This window comes from Nocardioides sp. JCM 18999, assembly GCF_055391175.1.
This window is the reverse complement of record NZ_AP043887.1, coordinates 238,008-257,055: the sequence shown is the minus strand read 5'-3', so window position 1 is coordinate 257,055 and position 19,048 is coordinate 238,008. Positions and strand designations below refer to the sequence as shown.

The window sequence follows — 19,048 nt, the reverse complement described above, 5'->3', positions numbered from 1 at the left end:
TACTCGCCGCGTGTGACGGCAGTGTCACCCGAAAGGTCAGTGCCGCATGGTCAGAGCAGCTTGCGGATCCGGGCGTCGGAGACGGGGACGGCGGTGCCGAGCTGCTGGGCCCACAGCCCGATCCGCCACTCCTCCAGCATCCAGCGCACCTCGCGCAGGTTCGCGCCAGCAGGGCGACCGGGCGGAAGCGCGGCGACGGCGTGCAGGTACCGCTCGGCCAGGTCGGTGAACTGAGCCATCAGGTCCTGGTCGCGCCGCAGGCCGGCCGCGTCACCGAGTCGGGCGCGGCGTTGCATCAGCGCGGCGACGTACGTCGGGTAGCGGCGCAGGTGCGGGCCGGCGTCGGCGATGAAGCCGGGCGCGTACAGACGGGACAGCTGCGCCTTCATGTCGGTGACGGCGGGCAGCTGGTACATGTCGACACGACCGGTCAGCGCCTTGTCGGCCTCGCGCTGGGCGGCCAGGGCACGGAGCGCGTCGGCCAGCGTCGCCTGCACCTTGGCCTCGAGCTCGGCGCGGAAGGCAGCCAGCACGACGCCGTACGCCTCGTCGTCACGTGCCGGCGGGTAGGCGTCGACGGTGGTGCGCGCCACGGCGGCGCGACAGTCCTCGATCAGGTCGAGCGCGCTGGGATACGGCGTGGCGGCCAGCGCGAGCTTGTCGGTCATCGACAGCGAGTCGGCGATCTTCTTCACCAGGCTCGAGCCGCCGCCGGCGTCGAGGAGCAGCAACCGGGCGACGCCCAGTCGGTGCCGGGCCTCGGCCTCGTCGAGCTGCCCGACGACGACCAGCCCCACGGTGGCACCCTCGTCGACGAGCGCACGGTGCACGGTGACCTCGTGCCCGGCGCGACGTTCGGTGACGGTGGGCGCGATCGCGCCGAAGGTCCACGCGGTGGCGCCGGTCGCGGTCAGGCCGGCGTCGGTGGCGACCTGGTCGATCGCGCGCGCGAACTCCCCGGCCAGCGGCGCCTTGAGCGCCTCGAGGTCCTTGCCCCGGGCCTGCTCGCGGCCCTTCTCGTCCAGGACGCGGTACGTCGGGCGCAGGTGCTCCGGCAGCGGGGCCCAGGCCTCGGGCGGGATCACGATCCCGGCGGTGGCTCGCGCCCAGCGGGTGAGGGCCTCGAGCAGCCCCTCCTCTCCGGGAGGTACGGCGCCGAGGAACTCCCGCGCCTTGTCCGGTGCCGGCACGAGGTGGACCCGGAGGTTCTTCGGCAGACCGCGGATGAGCGTGGTGACGAGCTCCTCGCGGAAGCCGGCGACGTTCCACGAGAAGTCGGTGTCACTGACCCGGTTGAGGGTGGCGACCGGGATGTCGACGGTGATGCCGTCGTCGGCGGCGCCGGGGTTGAAGGCGTAGCTGAGGTCGAAGCTGAGCCCCCCATCACTGCCGGCGCCGTCGCCGGAGTGCCACTCGCTGGGGAACTCCGAGACGTCGACGTCGCGGGCCAGCACCGACGGGTCGAAGTCGAGGATCGTCTTGTCGGACTGCTTGCGCCACCAGCTGTCGAAGTGGGCGCCCGAGACGACCTCGGCGCCGATCCGGTCGGCGTAGAAGTCGACCAGCGTCTCCTCGTCGACCACGATGTCGCGGCGCCGGGCCTTGTTCTCCAGCTCGCGGGCCTCGGTCAGGAGGCGGGCGTTGGTGCGCAGGAACCGGTGGTTGGAGCGCCACTCCCGCTGCACCAGCGCGTGCCGGATGAAGAGGTCGCGGGCGACCTCGGGGTCGACCTTGCCGTAGTTCACCAGCCGGTCGGCGACGATCGGGACGCCGTAGAGGGTGACCTTCTCGTGCGCCATCACGGCGGCACGACGGGTGCTCCAGTGCGGCTCGGTGTAGGTCCGCTTCACCAGGTGCGGTGCGAGACGTTCGGCCCACTCGGGCTGGATCGCCGCGACCTGGCGGGCCCAGAGCCGGCCGGTCTCGACGAGCTCGCCGGCCATCACGAAGCTCGGGTTCTTCCGGGACAGCCCCGAGCCCGGGAAGATCGCGAACCGGGAGTTCCGTGCGCCGAGGTACTCACGCGGGCCGCGCCGCTTCTGGCCCGCCTTCTGGCCCTGCTTGGGCTTCTCGTCGCGGACGTCGAGCGCGCCGATCTGGGAGAGCAGCCCGGACAGCAGCGCCTGGTGGATGCCGTCGTCGTCCGGGGTGTCGGCCGGGGTGCCGGTGAGGCCGAGCTCCTTGCAGACCTGCCGCAGCTGGGACTCGAACTCCTGCCACTCCCGCACCCGCAGGTAGTGCAGGTGCTCGGCCCGACACATCCGCCGGAACGCGCTCGAGGACAGCTCCCGCTGCTGGGTCTTGATGTAGATCCACAGGTTCAGCCAGGCCAGGAAGTCGCTCGACTCGTGCTTGAACCGGGCATGCAGCTGGTCCGCCCGCGCCTGCCCCGCCGGGTCATCGGCCCCCGGCCGCTCGCGCGGGTCCTGGAGCGACAGCGCCGCGGCGATCACGATCACCTCGCGCAGGCACCCGAGCCGGTCGGCCTCGAGCACCATCCGCCCCAACCGTGGGTCGATCGGCAACCGGCTCAGCCGCTGACCGAGCCGCGTCAGCCGAATTGAGGGTTCCTGCCGCCGACTTGAGGGTTCTGGGCGTCGAGTTGAGGGTTCCTGCGCCTTCGGTACGTCGGCCTCGCCGGTGGCCAACGCACCGAGCTCGGTCAGCAGGTCGATGCCGGCGGTGATGTTGCGCCGGTCGGGCGGCTCGACGAACGGGAAGTCCTCGATCGAGCCGAGCCGCAGCGACGCCATCTGGAGGATGACGCTGGCCAGGTTGGTGCGGAGGATCTCGGGGTCGGTGAATTCCGGGCGGGCGTCGTACTCCTCCTCGGAGTAGAGCCGGATCGCGATGCCCTCGGCGACACGTCCGCACCGACCCGACCGCTGGTTGGCGGAGGCCTGTGAGATCGGTTCGATCGGCAGGCGCTGCACCTTGGTGCGCGCGGAGTAGCGCGAGATCCGGGCGACGCCGGAGTCGATCACGTACCGGATCCCCGGCACGGTCAGGGAGGTCTCGGCGACGTTGGTGGACAGCACGATCCGGCGGCCGGTGTGGGAGGAGAAGACGCGGTGCTGCTCGGCCGCGCTCAAGCGACTGAACAACGGAATCACTTCCAGCGTCTTCTTCGCCGGGTCGATCCGCAGCGCCGACGTCAGCGCATCGGCGGTGTCGCGGATCTCCCGCTCGCCCGGCAGGAACACCAGGATGTCGCCCGGCCCCTCGGCGGAGAGCTCCTTGACCGCGTCGACGATCGCCTCGGTCTGGTCCTTGACCACGACCTCGCCCTCGTCATCAGACTCGGGCACCTCCATCAGCGGCCGGTAACGCACCTCGACGGGGAACGTCCGCCCGGACACCTCGATGATCGGCGCGGGCTCACCGGTGCGGACGTCAGCGAAGTGCGCCGCGAACCGCTCGGGGTCGATCGTCGCCGAGGTGATGATGATCTTCAGGTCGGGGCGCCGCGGCAGCAGCTGGCGCAGGTAGCCCAACAGAAAATCGATGTTCAGCGACCGCTCGTGCGCCTCGTCGATGATCAACGTGTCGTACCGCTTGAGGTCGCGGTCGCGCTGCAGCTCGGCGAGCAGGATGCCGTCGGTCATCAACTTCACCCGCGACGCCCTCGAGGTCCGGTCGGTGAACCGGACCTGGTAGCCGACGAGGTCACCGAGCTCGGTGCCGAGCTCCTCGGCGATCCGCTCCGCGACGGACCGGGCGGCGATCCGCCGCGGCTGGGTGTGACCGATGATCCCGTGCTCACCGCCGCGGCCGAGCTCGAGGCAGATCTTGGGCAGCTGGGTGGTCTTGCCCGACCCGGTCTCGCCGGCGACGATCACGACCTGGTGGTCACGGATCGCTGCGGCGATCTCCTCGCGCACCGCTGAGACCGGCAGGTCCGGGTAGGTGATCTCGAGCGGCGCGGACATGACCCGCCCATTCTGCCACCTTGCTAGTTCTTGATCGGGTCACAGGCAGCCTTCAGGTGAGCGCCGCATGCTGATGACATGAGTGAGACACCGCAACCCCCGGCGGGCGAGCCGCCGACCTGGCAGCCGGCTCCTGAGCCGACCGCTGCCCTTCCGCCGCAGGCACAGCCCGTGCCGGCGGCCACGCGTCCGCCCCGGTTGCTGAAGATCTGGCAGGCCGCCCTCGTGGGCGCCGCCTGCCTCGTCGTCGGCATCGGGCTCGGCGGATTCTTCGGCGGCCTTCTCGGGTACGTCGTCGCCGACCACCACAACGACAACGACCGGACGTTCCACGTCCAGCTGCCCGACGGCTCGGGCAGCCACCGCTTCGGTGACGGCAACGGCCGTGGCAACGGCTTCGGCCAGGGTCGCCCCGGCATGGGCCAGGACCTCCCGCAGCAGGCGCCGGACAACCAGACCCCCGAGAGCACCGCCCCCTCGACGGGTCAGTAACGAGTCGCACCAGAGTCGGACCGCGAGACCGACTGCTTCTCCTCAGCACCGCCCTCACGTCGTACGGCGTGGGGCGGTGTTGTTTCGTCCCCGGACCTACTCGGGCAACGAGGCAGCCAGGGAGGGGAGGGAGGTGGCGACGAGCTGGAGCAGCTGGTCACGGGTGACACCGGAGTCGCCGCGCTTCCAGGCCAGCACCATCTCCTCGACCAGGGCGGCCCAGCCGCTGACCAGCAGCCGGGCGGCGGGGGTGTCGGGGATCAGCCCTCCGGTGTCCTCCAGGAAGATCCGCGAGGTCAGCGCGGCCCGGCTCTCCTCGTAGATCGCCCGGAGGGTCTCGTTCCCGCTGCGGGCGCCGGTGACCAGCGACAGATAACCCTCGTAGGTCTCATCGACATAGTCGACATAGGCGACCATCGACACCAGCAGCCGCTCGTAGGCATCGCCCGACTCGGGCGGCGCGGTCCGCGCGATCAGGTCGTCGGCGGCACGGCGGACGACCGCCTCCTGGAACCCGTTCAGTCCCCCGAAGTAGTGGTACAGCAGCCCCCGGGAGATCCCCGCGGTCTCGGCCAGGAGGTCGATCGAGATCTCCGAGACGGAGCGGTGCGCGAAGAGGCGCACTCCCAGGTCGAGCAGCTGGGAGCGCCGTTCCTCGGGGCTCAGTCGGGTGCGTGCCACATCACCCACTCTATTGAACAAACGTCAACAACGCTATTGACGTCCATTCAATAACTTTCTACGGTGGACGACATGACCAGCATTCAGGTGGATCACGTCATCGTCGGCGCCGGCTTCGGCGGCCTGTGCGCCGCGATCAAGCTCGACGAGGACGGCGAGCGCGACTTCGTCATCCTCGAGCGCGGCACCGACGTCGGCGGCACCTGGCGCGACAACACCTACCCCGGTGCCGCCTGCGACGTCCCGAGCCAGCTCTACAGCTACTCCTTCGCCCCCAACCCGGACTGGTCGGCCAGCTTCTCCCCCCAACCCGAGATCCAGGCCTACATCCGTTCCGTCGCCCAGCAGTACGGCGTCCTCGACCGCGCCCGGTTCAGCACCACGGTCACCGACGCCGCCTGGGACGCGGCCGCCGAGCGCTGGATCACGACCGCGACCACCGCCGACGGCACCAGCACGACGTTCGTCTCGAAGACCGTCGTGATCGGCCCCGGCCCGCTGTCGGAGCCCAAGCTGCCGGACATCGCGGGACTCGACTCGTTCGAGGGCGAGATCTTCCACAGCGCCCGCTGGGACCACGACCTCGACCTGACAGGCAAGCGCGTCGCCGTGATCGGCACCGGCGCCAGCGCGATCCAGATCGTCCCCGAGGTGCAGGCGGTCGCGGCCCACCTCGACGTCTACCAGCGCACCGCGCCGTGGGTGATCCCCCGCAACGAGCACCGCTACTCCCGGCTCGAGAAGGCAGCGTTCCGGCACATCCCCGGCGTCCAGAAGCTGGCCCGCACCGCGGTCTACTGGGGTCGCGAGGCCTACGTGCCCGCGTTCGTGTGGAAGCCGCAGATCGCCGCCCCGGCCAAGAAGCTCGCGCTGCGCAACATCGCCAAGGGGATCAGCGACCCCGAGCTTCAGGCGAAGGTCACCCCCGCCTACGAGTTCGGCTGCAAGCGTGTCCTGATCTCCAACCGGTACTACCCCGCCCTGGCCGCCGACACCACCGACCTCGTCACCGACCCGATCCGCGAAGTCACGAAGACCGGCATCACCACCGCCGACGGCACCCACCGCGAGATCGACGTCCTGATCGTCGCGACCGGCTTCGAGACCACCGACATCCCGATCGCGCACCACGTCCGCGGCGAGAACGGCGAGCTGATGTCGGAGCGGTTCGCCCGCACCGGCATGGCGGCGTACAAGGGCTCGACCGTGCCCGGCTTCCCGAACCTGTTCTTCATCGTCGGCCCCAACACCGGCCTGGGGCACTCCTCGATGGTCTTCATCATCGAGTCCCAGGTGAAGTACCTGCGCGAGGCCCTGCGCACCATGCGCACCCAGCAGATCGCCACGATCCAGCCGACCGAGGACGCGTTCACCTCGTGGAACGCCACCGTCCAGCAGCGGATGGCGAGCACGGTGTGGAGCACCGGCGGGTGCGAGTCCTGGTACCAGGACGAGCACGGCCGCAACACCACGCTGTGGCCCAGCTTCACTTTCCTCTTCCGGCACCTCCTGCGTAGTTTCGACCTGGAGCACTACGTCGTCACCAGCAACCTCACGTCCACCGACACATCCAACGACAGCAGCAGCACCAAGAACGAGGAGCTCACCCGCGCATGAAGACCATCACCAACAAGGTCGTTGTCATCACCGGAGCCGCCTCCGGCATCGGCCGCGCGCTCGCCCTCGACCTCGCTGGCCGCGGCGCCAAGCTCGCCCTCTCCGACGTCGACCTGACCGGCCTCGAGGCCACCGTCGCAGCCGCCAAGCAGGCCGGCTCCCCCGAGATCGTGCAGCACCGCCTCGACGTCGCCGACCGCGATGCGTTCGAGGCCTACGCGGCCGAGATCATCGAGCACTTCGGCACCGTCAACGTCGTGATCAACAACGCCGGCGTCGCGCTCTCGGGTCGGATCAACGACCTCGAGTGGAGCGACATCGACTGGATCATCGGCATCGACTTCTGGGGCGTCGTGCACGGCACGAAGTTCTTCCTGCCGGCCCTGATCGAGTCCGGCGACGCCCACATCATCAACATCTCCAGCCTCTTCGGGCTGGTCTCGATGCCCGACCAGGGCTTCTACAACGCCGCGAAGTACGCCGTCCGCGGCTTCACCGAGGCGCTGCGCGAGGAGATGCTGATCGACGGCCACCAGGTCGGCGTCACCAGCGTCCACCCCGGCGGGATCAAGACCGCCGTCGCCCGCAACGCCCGGGTCTCAGCCAAGGACGACCAGGCCGCGACCGCGAAGTTCTTCGACGAGAAGCTCGCCCGGATGGAGCCCGCGAAGGCCGCCCAGATCATCGTCGAGCACGGCCTGGTCAAGGAGAAGGCGCGCGTCCTGGTCGGCATCGACGCCCACCTGATCCACCACGCCGCCAAGCTGGCCGGCTCGCGCTACCAGGACTTCATCGCGATGGGTGCGCGCAAGGTGATGCCGCGCAAGCAGTCCTCCACCAAGAACGAGAGCAAGACCGAGACCAAGACCGAGGCGAAGACCAGCAGCACGAGCTAGTCCGGCAACCCGGGCAACGCGTCGGTCGCCTCGAACTGCCCCATCCCCGTGATCTGCAGCAGATCCACGGTGATGGCGCGCAGCTGCAGCAGCACGCCCTCGGCGTTCAGCAGGTGCGTGCGCCCCAACGTCGCGGACCGCTCCCCGAGCCCCACCAGCTCGGCCTGCACCGCGTCGGCCATCCGGTTCTCCGCCAGCTCCGCCGCGATCGACCGGGTGGCCGACGCCAACGCATCGGCCAGCTCGGCGTACTCCTCGGGGATCGGTTGCCCGCGGTACGCCGCCACGGCGACCTGACGCACCAGCACCCGCGTCGAGCGCAGCGCCCGGTCGAGCGGCTCGACGAGCTCACTCATCGCCCGCACGTGCGTGCGGTGCCGCACCCGGAACGGTGAGGACGCGACGACGCTCATGCCCTCGTCGGCCGCGGCCTGAAGCTCGCGCACCAGCGGGTCGGTCGACCGGGCATCAGCCAGCACCGCCATCCCGTGCACGGCGTCGGCCTCCCGCATCACCTCACCGGCCGCGGTCAGCAGCGCGGCGATCTTGCGGGCGACGACGGCGGCCTGCTCGCGGGGCCGGCGCAGGGGTGCGGCCGGCACGATCGTGGCCGCGACCAGCGCGACACACCCACCGACCAGGGCGTCGATCCACCGCGTCCACGCCGATCCCCCGGCGGGCACGATCACCGACACGAAGATCCCCTGCACCGCGGCCTGGTTGAGGAACACCTGTCCCCCGTCGAGCACGATCGCGATCGACATCGCGGCCCCGACGATCAGCACGATCTCCAGCGGTCCGCCGCCGAGCAGCGAGACCAGGAGGTCGCCGAGCAGCACGCCGAGCGCGACGCCCAGGGTGACCTCGGCGACCCGGCGCAGCCGCTGCCCGTAGGACGTCCCCAACGAGACCACCGCAGCCACGGCGGCGAACACCGGTGACGGGTGGCCGAGGACGTCGGAGGCGAGGAACCAGGCGATGCCGGCGGCCAGCGCACACTGGGCGATCTGCCAGCGTCGCGCCTTCCAGCGCGCCATCCCCCGCCGCAGACCGGCAGCGGAGAAGACAGGACTCACGGGTGCCACACGGACTCCACGAACCCGCCACCCAGCGCAGCGTCCACCGCCGTCAGCCGAGCGCGGGTCACGTCAGCCACGGTCACCAGACCGGCCGCCGCGGCGTTGGAGCCGACCCGCACCGGTTCGGCGGAGTTCACCAGCACACACGTCCGGGTCCCCCCGTCGGCGGCGTTCGCCAACGCGACCGCGTGTCCGGTCGTCCCGGACCCCGCGAAGAAGTCCAGCACCCGCGCATCGGCCGGCATCGTGTCGAGCAGTCGTCGGATCAGCCCGGTCGGCTTCGGGGTCTCGAAGAGGTGCCCGCACAGCGCCTTCAGCTCGGCGACGGCGACATCGGTCGACCCGATCTCCTCCGACATCCAGATGGTGCGCAGCTTCTTGCGCCGCGGCGCCCCCTCGGCCCCCACACTGTCCAGCCAGTCCTTCTGGAACACGTCGACCCGCGACCCCAACGTGCCGCGGATCCGGCGACACCGCAGGTCCTCGGCCCGCGCAGCGATCAGCGGAGCCGACCAGCGCCACACCGCCGGTGCCCCGTCGCCGAAGACCGGTTTGATCTCGACCGCGCCCTCGAACGGCTCCACGTCGACCCGCCCCGACGTCTCGTCGCCGTACACCGGGTACGACAGCGTCGGCGCGGTCACCGGGTTGAACTTCTTGTTCGTGTTGCGCAGTGGCAGGAACCGGAACGCCCGGCCGTCCTCCTCGTGCGGGAAGTCGGCGGCATCGACCAGGTGCGGCACCGACGCCTCGAGCACGCACTCGCGCGCCGACTTCGCATAGACGAGGAGATACTCGTGGGACAACGCGAACCCGCGTCCCAGCTGGCGGCCCTTCGGGTTCAGGTTGACCACGATCTGCGCCAGGAACTGCGCCGGCCCGAAGATCTCGTCGAGCAGCAGCCGCAACCGCGCCTGCTCGTTGTCATCGATCGAGATCGCGATCGCCCCCGACGGCGCGAGCACGCGGTGCGCCTCGGTCAACCGCGGCCGCATCATCCCGACCCAGTCGGAGTGCTTGTCGACGTACACGAAGTCGTTGCCGGTGTTGTACGGCGGATCGAGATAGATCAGGTCGTACGACGCCTCGTCCATGCCCTGCAGGACCGCGAGGTTGTCACCTTCGATGAAGGTGTTGGTCGGCGGCACGACCCCGACTTTAGTCGCGCCTTTGGCCGTAGCCCGGCGAACGCCGACGCGAACCTCTAGTTTCTGGACCATGTCCACCCTCGCCAGCCCGACCCGGCGCCGCCTGCCGCGCTGGCCGCTGTACGCGATCGGCGCGATGATCGGCATCCTGGTCGCGCGGTGCGACACCCAACCCGACACCACCGGGCCGCATGCGTTCCTGCACGACGGCGCGTCCTGGCCCTGCGCGCCCATCCACTACCAGATCAGCGACGCCGAGCTGCCCGACGACTTCCTCCAGGTGGTCAACGGCGCGGTCGGCAAGGTCAGCGCCGCCAGTGGGTTCCGGTTCTACTACGACGGCCTCACTCCGGACCGTGACTTCGCCGCCCGGTTGAACGGGAACAGCACCACGGTCCTGATCGGCTTCGCCAACGCGAAGGAGGAGAACGACTTCCGCGGTGACCCGGTCGGCTTGGCCACCGGCGGGTTCTACCCGTCGCTGGGCTACATCAACTCGGGCGTGATCAAGCTCGACGCCACCAAGTACCAGGACGAGTCCGACCTCGCGACCCGCCAGGCCATCGTGATGCACGAGCTCGGCCACATCCTCGGCCTGGACCACGTCGACGACACCGACGAGATCATGAACCCCTACGTCAGCGCGACCCAGTTCGGTCCGGGCGACCTCGATGGACTCAGGGCGCTGTTCGCGACCTCCTGCCCGGACGGCCGCACACCGTAGGAGCGCAGATCAGCCCGGCGGCGGACCGACCGCGATCGCGACGGTCGTGGTCTTCACGCCACAGCCTTCGGCCGTGGGCGCGTCGGAGGGCTGGATGACCATGCCCTCGAAGGACCGGAAGACGATGGCCTCGGTCGGCGCTCCGCAGCCCACGGAGACGATCGAGGCGAACAGGTCGTCCCCGGCCGGCACGTCGGCGGTCTCGAACGCGGTGGCGAGCTTCTGCTTCATCGGCCCGTCGAACTGGGCGGCGTACTCGGCCGCGTCGGCGTCGCTGCGGAGCCAGGTCAGGGTCGAGGCGGTGGTGCCGCCGGCGCCCTTGGCGCTGACCAAGGTCAGGACGCTGTAGCCGCCGTCGTCGACCGCGCCGGACCCGCCGTCGCCCTTGTCGCCCGCACCCGAGGAGCCGGAGGAGTCGGACGACCCGCATCCGGTGAGCGCGAGGGTGCCCGCGAGCAGGGCAATGGCAGCGAGGGAGGCGTAGCGGTGTTTCATAGCACCCATGACCCTAGCCCCGACGTTCACGCGCGCTGAATTGGAGTCGTTCCGCGACGCCGAGGTGCCGGATCTGGTCGGGCCGGGACTCAAGCTGCTGGTCGTCGGGATCAACCCGGGTCTGTGGACCGCCGCGACCCAGACCCACTTCGCCCACCCGGGCAACCGCTTCTACCCCGCACTGCGCGCTGCCGGGATCGTCACCCTCGACATCCCGTCCACGGGTATGTCGGCCGCGGACCGCGCTCACCTGATCGAGCGCGGCCTCGGCCTGACCAACATCGTGCCCCGTGCGACCGCCCGCGCCGACGAGCTCAGCAAGGACGAGCTGCGGGCCGGTGGCGAGGCGCTGCAGGCGCGGGTCCGCGAGCTCCGGCCCCAGGTGGTCGCGATCGCCGGGATCACCGCCTACCGTGCCGCCTTCGCGCTGCCCAAGGCCACGATGGGCGAGCAGCCCGCCGACCTCACCGGAGCCTGGGGCGACACCATCGTCTGGGTCGTCCCCAATCCGAGCGGCCTCAACGCCCACGAGACCGTCGCCAGCCTCGCCGAGCATTACGCCGCCGCGGCCCGCGCCGCCGGCATCGACCTCATCGAGTGAGTGTCTCGTGACCCCCACGGAGCGCGAGCGGCACTCACTCGACGATCAGGCAGCCAGCGGGACGCCGAGCCGGCGCAGGTCCCGCGCGACTTTCGTCTGCTCGTCACGCACCTCGCGTGAAGTGCAGCGCACGATGATCGTGTCGGGCCCGGTCAGCGATCGCTGACGTGCGATGTCGTCCTCCCAGTGCTCGACCTCCATGTGGAAGAGCCCGTCGATCTCCAGCACCAGCACTCGGCCGTCAGGCAGGTCCCACTCGGCGTCGGTGTAGCGGAGGCGCCCCTGAGCATCGCGTCGCTTCACCTGCCGCTTCGGCAGCGCGAGCCCGGCAGCACGGCACAGGCGAGCGAGGTCGAGCTCAGCGACCGACTGCACCCCGCCCGCGATCTCGCCAAGCATCGCGCGCATCGTGACCTTCCACCGGATGCGGCCCAGCGACGCGAGTGTCGACTGCAGATCCTCGACGGTCACCACTCGCTGCTGCACCGCTGCAGCGAGGATCCCGTCACGTACCCGCTGGTTGCGCTCCCGTGCCGCGAAGTTCAGCACCGCCACCGCCGGCCTCGTGCACGGAATCGCTACCGCGGAGGACCGCAACGGTCCGATGTCGCGACGCATCCGGATGTAGTGATACCCCTCGAGCTCCGGGGTCATCCGCGCGAGGAAGGGCAGGGCGATGAGGATCGTGTCCCGCTGCCAGTTCTTCAGGCCGTGCAGTGCTGCTGCGTGCACCCCGGTGAGCAGGGCGCCGGGTCCACCGTGCAGCACACCGAGCCAGAGTCGCGCCTCGTCGGTCAGAGCCCCTGTCGTCGTACCGATGACGGTGTTGGTGAGGTTCTGCCACCGTTCGCCTCTGATCCGTCGGGCGACCTGCTGCGGCCGGACCCCGGCCTTGTTGAGTTGGTCGCGGGTGATCAGACCCGCCTGCTCGCCTGCGATCCGGCGCCACTCGTCCATGGAGCCCACCCTGCGACGATCAAGGGATCAGCCTCGGCGCTCATCCACAACCCTCGGTCGAGTGAGTGTCTGGTGACCTCTTCTCAGCGTGACCGGCGCTCACTCGACGGGAAGGTCGGCTTCTCCTTGGCGAGGAACGCGCGCACCCCTTCGGTGAAGTCGGGGCCGGAGTAGATCTCCCGGAGCCGCGCCTCCTCGCCCTCGTAGCCCACCTCGAGCTCGTCGACGAGATGGTCGAACTGCCGCTTGGTGTGCCCGATCGTCACCTGGCTCATCACCTCGACGGACGCGACGATGGAGGCCAGCTCCGCCTCCACCTCGTCACTCTCGCCGACGAACGCGACAGCACCGACCGCATACGCGCGGTCGGCCGAGATCAGCCGAGCGGTCAGCAGCATCTCGCGGGTCAGCGACTCCCCGAAGATCGAGGCGCAGCGGTACACGACCCCCGACGACAGCGCGTTCCCGAGCGTCTTGCCGATCGGGTAGCCGAACCGCGACCCGGGCGTCGCCAGCCGCACGTCGCAGTGCGTGGCGACCGCGAGCCCACCGCCGACACAGACCCCGTCGATCACGGCGACGGAGACCTGCGGCAACCGCTGGATCTTCACGAACAGCTGCTGGAGCCACTCCTCATAGTCCACCGCGTCACGCGACAGGAAGTCGGAGATCTGGTTCCCGGCCGCGAACGCGCGCCCGCCGGAACCGCGCAGCACCAGCACCTTGGCCGATGCATCGACGGCCAGCTCGTCGCACAGGTCGTGCAGCCCCTGGTACATCTCGAAGCTGAACGCATTCATCCGCGCCGGCGCATTGAACGTCACGGTCACGACGGTTCCGTCACGCGAGATCAGCAGTTCATCGGTGCCCACGTCCGTGGACCCTACCGACCCCATTAGGCTCAGCGACCGTGACCATCGAGAACGTGTCCCTGGAGACCACCGCCAACGTCTACTTCGACGGCAAGTGCATCTCGCACACCTTCTTCCTCGCCGACGGCACGAAGAAGTCCGCGGGCGTCATCTTCCCCGGCAGCTACACCTTCACCACCGGCGCGCCGGAGGTCATGGAGATCCAGGCCGGTTCCTGCACGGTCGACGGGACGACGTACGCCGCGGGCAGCTCGTTCTCCGTCGCGGGAGACTCCAGCTTCGACATCGAGGTCACCGAGCTCCTCGACTACGTCTGCCACTACGGCTGAGTGAACCTCCGCGGCTGAGCTCAGCCGTCGGCCGAGAGACTGCTGACCGCGTCGAGAACCGACCGCACCAGGGGGATCTCGTGGGTCCGGTAGACGCCGGTGCCACCCAGGTGCGCCATCACGGCGAAGAACCCTTCGCCACTGCGGAACTGGTCGCCGAACAGGTCGAAGGCGTGCGGCAGCGCATGGCACACCGGCACCTCGAGCCGGCGTAGCCGGAACGACTGCAGCAGCGCGGACATCTGGTACTGCGCCCGCGCTCGGGGGTTGTCGAGCCGGAACCCGAAGCCCAGGCCGGGGTCGATCGCGATGTCCGTCACTCCGTGCCGGCGGGCGTTCTCGATCCGCGTCTCGAAGGACCGCAGCATCCCGGGCACGGGATCGGGGTCGACGTCGGACCCGTCCAGGGCCCGCGCGTGCGGGCCGAGGACGTGGCACAGCACGACGGTCGCCTGGTGCTCGGCGGCGAGGGCGAACATCGCATCGTCGTCCTGGGAGCCGGTCAGGTTGAGCACGCGGGCCCCGGCGGCCAGGCCAGCCTTCACGACAGCCGGTGAGTAGCTCTCGAGGGAGACCGTGATCCCCTCGGCCGCCAACGGCTCGATCACCGGCAGCAGCGCCCGCAGCTGGGCGTCGTCGTCGACGGTCGCGGCGGTGGCCCGGCTCGACTCGGCACCGAGGTCGATCACGGCGGCACCCTGGGCGGTCTGCACGCGCGCCATCCGCAGCGCCGACTCGGTGTCGACCGCGATCGACTCGCGGTAGTTGGAGTCGCGCGACAGGTTCACGACCCCCATCAGCACCGGTTCACGATCGGTGTCGAAGGTCCGGTCTCCCACCCGCAACGGGGCGACCGCGTGGTCGAGGTCGTCGGCGTGGGTCGCGGCGAGGCGGGCCAGGTCGCGCAGGGAGATCATGCGGGTCCTCTCAAGTAACGCATCATCAGGAAGTCGTCGTCCCCGCGCAGCACGTGCACGAGTCGTCGCCGCAGGGGATCCCCCAACGCGGGGGTTTCGGGCGAGTTGGCCGTGCCCGCGAACAGCGGCGCCACGGTGATGTCGGCTTCGTCGACGAGGTCGGCCGCCAGCAGCTCGTTGAGGAACCGCGGCCCGCCCTCGCAGACGATGCGCCGCAGACCGCGTTCGACCAGGACGGCGATGATCGCCGCAGGAGACGTGGCGGACAGCTGTACGACGTCCGCGTGCCGCTGCGCGTCGGCCAGCCGGTCCGCCGGCACATCGACCCGGGTGATCACGATCGGTCGATGGGTCGACTCGGCCCACAGCGGGAGGTGCCACGGCAGTTCGAGCGAACCGCTGACCACCACGAGCACCGGGTTGGCCTTCAGCGGGGTGTACTCCTCCGCGCGGAGCGTCTGGGCGCCGATGAGGACCGCATCCGCGTACCGACGGGTGGCCGCGAAGACCCGGCCGTCGGAGGGCGAGGTGACGGAGCGGCTGACCCCGTCGGGGCCGGCGACGGCCCCATCCAGAGTGGTGAGCATCATTGCGCGGACCCAGGTCCCTTCGGCGGGCCACGGATAGGCCTCAGCGAGCGCGTCGTCCGAGAGTTCGGAGACCGCGCGCATTTCCGAGACGGAAGGTTCGCTCACCGTGTGATCGTAGCGAGTGAATGGTCCTGAAATGGCAGCAGGCCCACCCCGTGATGGGGTGGGCCTGCGCAAATATTGTCCGGCGGTGTCCTACTCTCCCACAACCTCGCGGTTGCAGTACCATCGGCGCTGAAAGGCTTAACTTCCGGGTTCGGGATGGGACCGGGTGTTTCCCTTTCGCTATGACCGCCGTAACTCTTGCCCCAACATCGTCGATATCGACGTGTCGGGAAGTCACAGTTGTTTAGCTGTTGAGTGGACGCGGGCAACTACGCAATTTCAACTCCCTTGTGTGGGGGTCTTTGGCGTTTGTTGGTTTTGTTGAGTGCTTGTGTGACAAGCCCTCGGCCTATTAGTACCGGTCGGCTGGGCATTACTGCTGTACACCTCCGGCCTATCAACCCCATGGTCTGTGGGGGGCCTTAACCCATAACGGGTGGGAAACCTCATCTTGAGACGTGCTTCCCGCTTAGATGCGTTCAGCGGTTATCACTTCCGAACGTAGCCAACCAGCCATGCACCTGGCGGTACAACTGGCACACCAGAGGTTCGTCCATCCCGGTCCTCTCGTACTAGGGACAGCCTCTCTCAAGTTTCCTACGCGCGCGGCGGATAGGGACCGAACTGTCTCACGACGTTCTAAACCCAGCTCGCGTGCCGCTTTAATGGGCGAACAGCCCAACCCTTGGGACCTACTCCAGCCCCAGGATGCGACGAGCCGACATCGAGGTGCCAAACCATCCCGTCGATATGGACTCTTGGGGAAGATCAGCCTGTTATCCCCGGGGTACCTTTTATCCGTTGAGCGACGTCGCTTCCACTTGCCGACGCCGGATCACTAGTTCCGACTTTCGTCCCTGCTCGACATGTCTGTCTCACAGTCAAGCTCCCTTGTGCACTTACACTCAACACCTGATTGCCAACCAGGCTGAGGGAACCTTTGAGCGCCTCCGTTACATTTTAGGAGGCAACCGCCCCAGTTAAACTACCCATCAGGCACTGTCCCTGAACCGGATCACGGTCCGAGGTTAGATATCTAATTCGATCAGAGTGGTATTTCAACGTTGACTCCACACATGCTGGCGCATGCACTTCACAGTCTCCCACCTATCCTACACAAACCGAACCAAACACCAATACCAAACTATAGTAAAGGTCCCGGGGTCTTTCCGTCCTGCCGCGCGTAACGAGCATCTTTACTCGTAGTGCAATTTCGCCGAGTCCACGGTTGAGACAGCGCCCAAGTCGTTACTCCATTCGTGCAGGTCGGAACTTACCCGACAAGGAATTTCGCTACCTTAGGATGGTTATAGTTACCACCGCCGTTTACTGGGGCTTAAATTCTGAGCTTCGATATTGCTATCTAACCCGTCCTCTTAACCTTCCAGCACCGGGCAGGAGTCAGTCCGTATACATCGTCTTACGACTTAGCACGGACCTGTGTTTTTAGTAAACAGTCGCTTGGGCCTGGTCTCTGCGGCCCTTCACGCTTCCCCAGCAAGTGGGTTCACGATCCGGGCCCCCCTTCTCCCGAAGTTACGGGGGCATTTTGCCGAGTTCCTTAACCATGGTTCACTCGATCGCCTCGGTATTCTCTACCTGATCACCTGAGTCGGTTTGGGGTACGGGCGGCGCATAGCTCGCTAGAGGTTTTTCTCGACAGCATAGGATCATCGACTTCCCCATACGGGTCCCCATCAGATCTCAAGCTCGTGATCAAACACAGTGTTGCGGATTTGCCTACAACACGCCCTACATCCTTAGCCACGGACTACCATCGCCGTGGATCGACTACCTTCCTGCGTCACCCCATCGCTTGCCTACTACCAGCTCGGGTCATGCGCTACGCACACACGCCGCTCCCGAAGGATTGGTCGCGGTGTTTCGGGCACTTAGCATCACTGGGGTCAGCATGGGCGCTATTTTGCCGGTACGGGAATATCAACCCGTTGTCCATCGACTACGCCTGTCGGCCTCGCCTTAGGTCCCGACTTACCCAGGGCAGATTAGCTTGACCCTGGAACCCTTGATCAATCGGCGGATATGTTTCTCACATATCATTCGCTACTCATGCCTGCATTCTCACTCGTGTGGCATCCACGGCTGGATCACTCCGCCGCTTCACTCGCCACACGACGCTCCCCTACCCATCCACACAACTGGACCAACCTTCCGGCGGCCTGTCTTATGTGAATGCCATAGCTTCGGTGGATAACTTGAGCCCCGCTACATTGTCGGCGCGGAATCACTTGACCAGTGAGCTATTACGCACTCTTTCAAGGGTGGCTGCTTCCAAGCCAACCTCCTGGTTGTCACTGCGACTCCACATCCTTTTCCACTTAGTTATCGCTTAGGGACCTTAGCTGATGATCTGGGCTGTTTCCCTCTCGACAATGGAGCTTATCCCCCACTGTCTCACTGCTGCGCTCTCACTTACCGGCATTCGGAGTTTGGCTAACGTCAGTAACCTGGTAGGGCCCATCGGCTATCCAGTGCTCTACCTCCGGCAAGAAACACGCAACGCTGCACCTAAATGCATTTCGGGGAGAACCAGCTATCACGGAGTTTGATTGGCCTTTCACCCCTATCCACAGGTCATCCCCTCCATTTTCAACTGAAGTGGGTTCGGTCCTCCACGACGTCTTACCGTCGCTTCAACCTGCCCATGGATAGATCACTCCGCTTCGGGTCTAGAGCGTGCGACTAAAACACCCTATTCGGATTCGCTTTCGCTACGGCTACCCCACACGGGTTAACCTCGCCACACACCGCTAACTCGCAGGCTCATTCTTCAAAAGGCACGCTATCACCCAACCAAACGGCAGGCTCTAACGGATTGTAGGCACACGGTTTCAGGTACTATTTCACTCCCCGCCAGGGGTACTTTTCACCTTTCCCTCACGGTACTGGTCCGCTATCGGTCATCAAGGAGTATTTAGGCTTAACAGGTGGTCCTGCCAGATTCACACGCCATTCCAGGAGTAGCGTGTTACTTGGGAACACTCTCAACAGACTCGAACTTACGACTACGGGACTATCACCCACTACGGTGCAGCTTTCCAACTGCCTCGCCCTCGATCGAGTTTTCTTACTGTTTCGCAGACCGGCAGATCTACACGAAAGGTCCCACGACCCCGTACACGCAACCCCTGCCGGGTATCACACGTATACGGTTTAGCCTCATCCGATTTCGCTCGCCACTACTCTCGGAATCACTCTTGTTTTCTCTTCCTGTGGGTACTGAGATGTTTCACTTCCCCACGTTCCCTCCACACGCCCTATATATTCAGGCGCGGGTACCACGACATGACTCGTGGTGGGTTCCCCCATTCGGACACCCCCGGATCAACGCTTCGTTGCCAACTCCCCAGGGCTTATCGCAGGCTCGTACGTCCTTCATCGGCTCTTGATGCCAAGGCATCCACCATGTGCCCTTCATAGCTTGTCGCACAAACACTCAACAAAAACAACAACCACCACCCACACTGTGAGCAGCAACCCGTGCCTCGTTGAATGCTGATTAGATCAACAAAACTCAACTACAAAAGACCAGACAAGACACTTAACTGTGATCTCATCTATAAAAATTGCTTACAAGATGCTCGCGTCCACTATC

The 19,048-nt window shown here is 67.0% G+C and carries 15 protein-coding genes and 2 rRNA genes; 6 read left to right on the top strand and 11 right to left on the bottom strand.

Features of this window, described 5'->3' with window-relative positions:
* Positions 1–50: 50 nt before the first annotated feature.
* Positions 51–3,929, bottom strand: a complete 3,879-nt coding sequence (gene hrpA, locus ACZ5J1_RS01215) for an ATP-dependent RNA helicase HrpA (RefSeq protein WP_464561784.1) — start codon at positions 3,927–3,929, stop codon at positions 51–53.
* 78 nt (positions 3,930–4,007) lie between these two features.
* On the opposite strand from hrpA, the gene ACZ5J1_RS01210 reads away from it, so the two are divergent.
* Positions 4,008–4,421: a hypothetical protein gene (locus ACZ5J1_RS01210; RefSeq protein WP_464561783.1), complete on the top strand. Its 414-nt coding sequence runs from the start codon at positions 4,008–4,010 to the stop codon at positions 4,419–4,421.
* Between the two features lie 96 nt (positions 4,422–4,517).
* Here the strand turns inward: ACZ5J1_RS01210 and ACZ5J1_RS01205 are convergent, their stop codons facing one another.
* Positions 4,518–5,102: a TetR/AcrR family transcriptional regulator gene (locus ACZ5J1_RS01205; protein WP_464561781.1), complete on the bottom strand. Its 585-nt coding sequence runs from the start codon at positions 5,100–5,102 to the stop codon at positions 4,518–4,520.
* Positions 5,103–5,174: 72 nt separating this feature from the next.
* Between ACZ5J1_RS01205 and ACZ5J1_RS01200 the strand changes: the two genes are divergently transcribed.
* Both ACZ5J1_RS01200 and ACZ5J1_RS01195 read left to right on the top strand, forming a co-directional pair.
* The gene (locus ACZ5J1_RS01200; RefSeq protein ID WP_464561780.1) at positions 5,175–6,719 is read left to right on the top strand and encodes a flavin-containing monooxygenase; all 1,545 of its coding nucleotides are present in this window, start codon (positions 5,175–5,177) and stop codon (positions 6,717–6,719) included.
* Positions 6,716–7,615: an SDR family NAD(P)-dependent oxidoreductase gene (locus ACZ5J1_RS01195; RefSeq protein ID WP_464561778.1), complete on the top strand. Its 900-nt coding sequence runs from the start codon at positions 6,716–6,718 to the stop codon at positions 7,613–7,615. The genes ACZ5J1_RS01200 and ACZ5J1_RS01195 overlap by 4 nt, the downstream gene beginning before the upstream one ends.
* Here the strand turns inward: ACZ5J1_RS01195 and ACZ5J1_RS01190 are convergent.
* Both ACZ5J1_RS01190 and ACZ5J1_RS01185 read right to left on the bottom strand, forming a co-directional pair.
* On the bottom strand, positions 7,612–8,691 hold the full coding sequence (locus ACZ5J1_RS01190; protein ID WP_464561776.1) for an FUSC family protein: 1,080 nt from the start codon (positions 8,689–8,691) through the stop codon (positions 7,612–7,614). The two genes, ACZ5J1_RS01195 and ACZ5J1_RS01190, sit on opposite strands and share 4 nt — an antisense overlap.
* Positions 8,688–9,842, bottom strand: coding sequence for a site-specific DNA-methyltransferase (locus ACZ5J1_RS01185; RefSeq protein ID WP_464561775.1), 1,155 nt, complete (start codon positions 9,840–9,842; stop codon positions 8,688–8,690). Before ACZ5J1_RS01185 ends, ACZ5J1_RS01190 begins: the two co-directional genes overlap by 4 nt.
* Before the next feature lie 70 nt (positions 9,843–9,912).
* Here ACZ5J1_RS01185 and ACZ5J1_RS01180 point away from each other — a divergent pair, with 70 nt between their 5' ends.
* On the top strand, positions 9,913–10,566 hold the full coding sequence (locus ACZ5J1_RS01180; protein ID WP_464561773.1) for a matrixin family metalloprotease: 654 nt from the start codon (positions 9,913–9,915) through the stop codon (positions 10,564–10,566).
* A gap of 9 nt (positions 10,567–10,575) precedes the next feature.
* Here the strand turns inward: ACZ5J1_RS01180 and ACZ5J1_RS01175 are convergent, their stop codons facing one another.
* A complete protein-coding gene (locus ACZ5J1_RS01175; protein ID WP_464561771.1) occupies positions 10,576–11,070 on the bottom strand; it encodes a hypothetical protein in 495 nt (164 codons plus the stop codon).
* On the opposite strand from ACZ5J1_RS01175, the gene ACZ5J1_RS01170 reads away from it, so the two are divergent.
* Positions 11,069–11,662, top strand: coding sequence for a mismatch-specific DNA-glycosylase (locus ACZ5J1_RS01170; protein WP_464561769.1), 594 nt, complete (start codon positions 11,069–11,071; stop codon positions 11,660–11,662). The genes ACZ5J1_RS01175 and ACZ5J1_RS01170 overlap by 2 nt on opposite strands.
* Positions 11,663–11,707: 45 nt before the next feature.
* Here the strand turns inward: ACZ5J1_RS01170 and ACZ5J1_RS01165 are convergent, their stop codons facing one another.
* Both ACZ5J1_RS01165 and ACZ5J1_RS01160 read right to left on the bottom strand, forming a co-directional pair.
* The gene (locus ACZ5J1_RS01165) at positions 11,708–12,619 is read right to left on the bottom strand and encodes a hypothetical protein (RefSeq protein ID WP_464561767.1); all 912 of its coding nucleotides are present in this window, start codon (positions 12,617–12,619) and stop codon (positions 11,708–11,710) included.
* A gap of 83 nt (positions 12,620–12,702) precedes the next feature.
* A complete protein-coding gene (locus ACZ5J1_RS01160) occupies positions 12,703–13,491 on the bottom strand; it encodes an enoyl-CoA hydratase-related protein (protein WP_464561765.1) in 789 nt (262 codons plus the stop codon).
* Between the two features lie 38 nt (positions 13,492–13,529).
* Between ACZ5J1_RS01160 and ppnP the strand changes: the two genes are divergently transcribed.
* Positions 13,530–13,820 (top strand): pyrimidine/purine nucleoside phosphorylase, encoded by a 291-nt coding sequence (gene ppnP, locus ACZ5J1_RS01155; RefSeq protein ID WP_464561763.1) that lies wholly within the window; start codon positions 13,530–13,532, stop codon positions 13,818–13,820.
* Positions 13,821–13,840: 20 nt separating this feature from the next.
* Here ppnP and ACZ5J1_RS01150 read toward each other — a convergent pair whose 3' ends face one another.
* The 4 genes from ACZ5J1_RS01150 to ACZ5J1_RS01135 form a co-directional block, all read right to left on the bottom strand.
* Entirely contained in the window at positions 13,841–14,737 is an 897-nt protein-coding gene (locus ACZ5J1_RS01150; protein ID WP_464561761.1) for a dihydropteroate synthase, read from the bottom strand.
* Positions 14,734–15,432 (bottom strand): dihydrofolate reductase family protein, encoded by a 699-nt coding sequence (locus ACZ5J1_RS01145; RefSeq protein ID WP_464561760.1) that lies wholly within the window; start codon positions 15,430–15,432, stop codon positions 14,734–14,736. The genes ACZ5J1_RS01150 and ACZ5J1_RS01145 overlap by 4 nt, the downstream gene beginning before the upstream one ends.
* Positions 15,433–15,509: 77 nt before the next feature.
* Positions 15,510–15,626, bottom strand: a 5S ribosomal RNA gene (gene rrf / locus ACZ5J1_RS01140).
* 138 nt (positions 15,627–15,764) lie between these two features.
* A 23S ribosomal RNA gene (locus ACZ5J1_RS01135) occupies positions 15,765–18,880 on the bottom strand.
* Between the last annotated feature and the right edge of the window lie 168 nt (positions 18,881–19,048).

Bases quoted from the DNA above. Each gene is read 5' to 3' on its own strand.
- hrpA (WP_464561784.1), bottom strand. From the start codon at position 3,929: ATGTCCGCGCCGCTCGAGATCACCTACCCGGACCTGCCGGTCTCAGCG.
- ACZ5J1_RS01210 (WP_464561783.1), top strand. From the start codon at position 4,008: ATGAGTGAGACACCGCAACCCCCGGCGGGCGAGCCGCCGACCTGGCAG.
- ACZ5J1_RS01200 (WP_464561780.1), top strand. From the start codon at position 5,175: ATGACCAGCATTCAGGTGGATCACGTCATCGTCGGCGCCGGCTTCGGC.
- ACZ5J1_RS01195 (WP_464561778.1), top strand. From the start codon at position 6,716: ATGAAGACCATCACCAACAAGGTCGTTGTCATCACCGGAGCCGCCTCC.
- ACZ5J1_RS01180 (WP_464561773.1), top strand. From the start codon at position 9,913: ATGTCCACCCTCGCCAGCCCGACCCGGCGCCGCCTGCCGCGCTGGCCG.
- ACZ5J1_RS01170 (WP_464561769.1), top strand. From the start codon at position 11,069: ATGACCCTAGCCCCGACGTTCACGCGCGCTGAATTGGAGTCGTTCCGC.
- ACZ5J1_RS01175 (WP_464561771.1), bottom strand. From the start codon at position 11,070: ATGGGTGCTATGAAACACCGCTACGCCTCCCTCGCTGCCATTGCCCTG.
- ACZ5J1_RS01165 (WP_464561767.1), bottom strand. From the start codon at position 12,619: ATGGACGAGTGGCGCCGGATCGCAGGCGAGCAGGCGGGTCTGATCACC.
- ACZ5J1_RS01150 (WP_464561761.1), bottom strand. From the start codon at position 14,737: ATGATCTCCCTGCGCGACCTGGCCCGCCTCGCCGCGACCCACGCCGAC.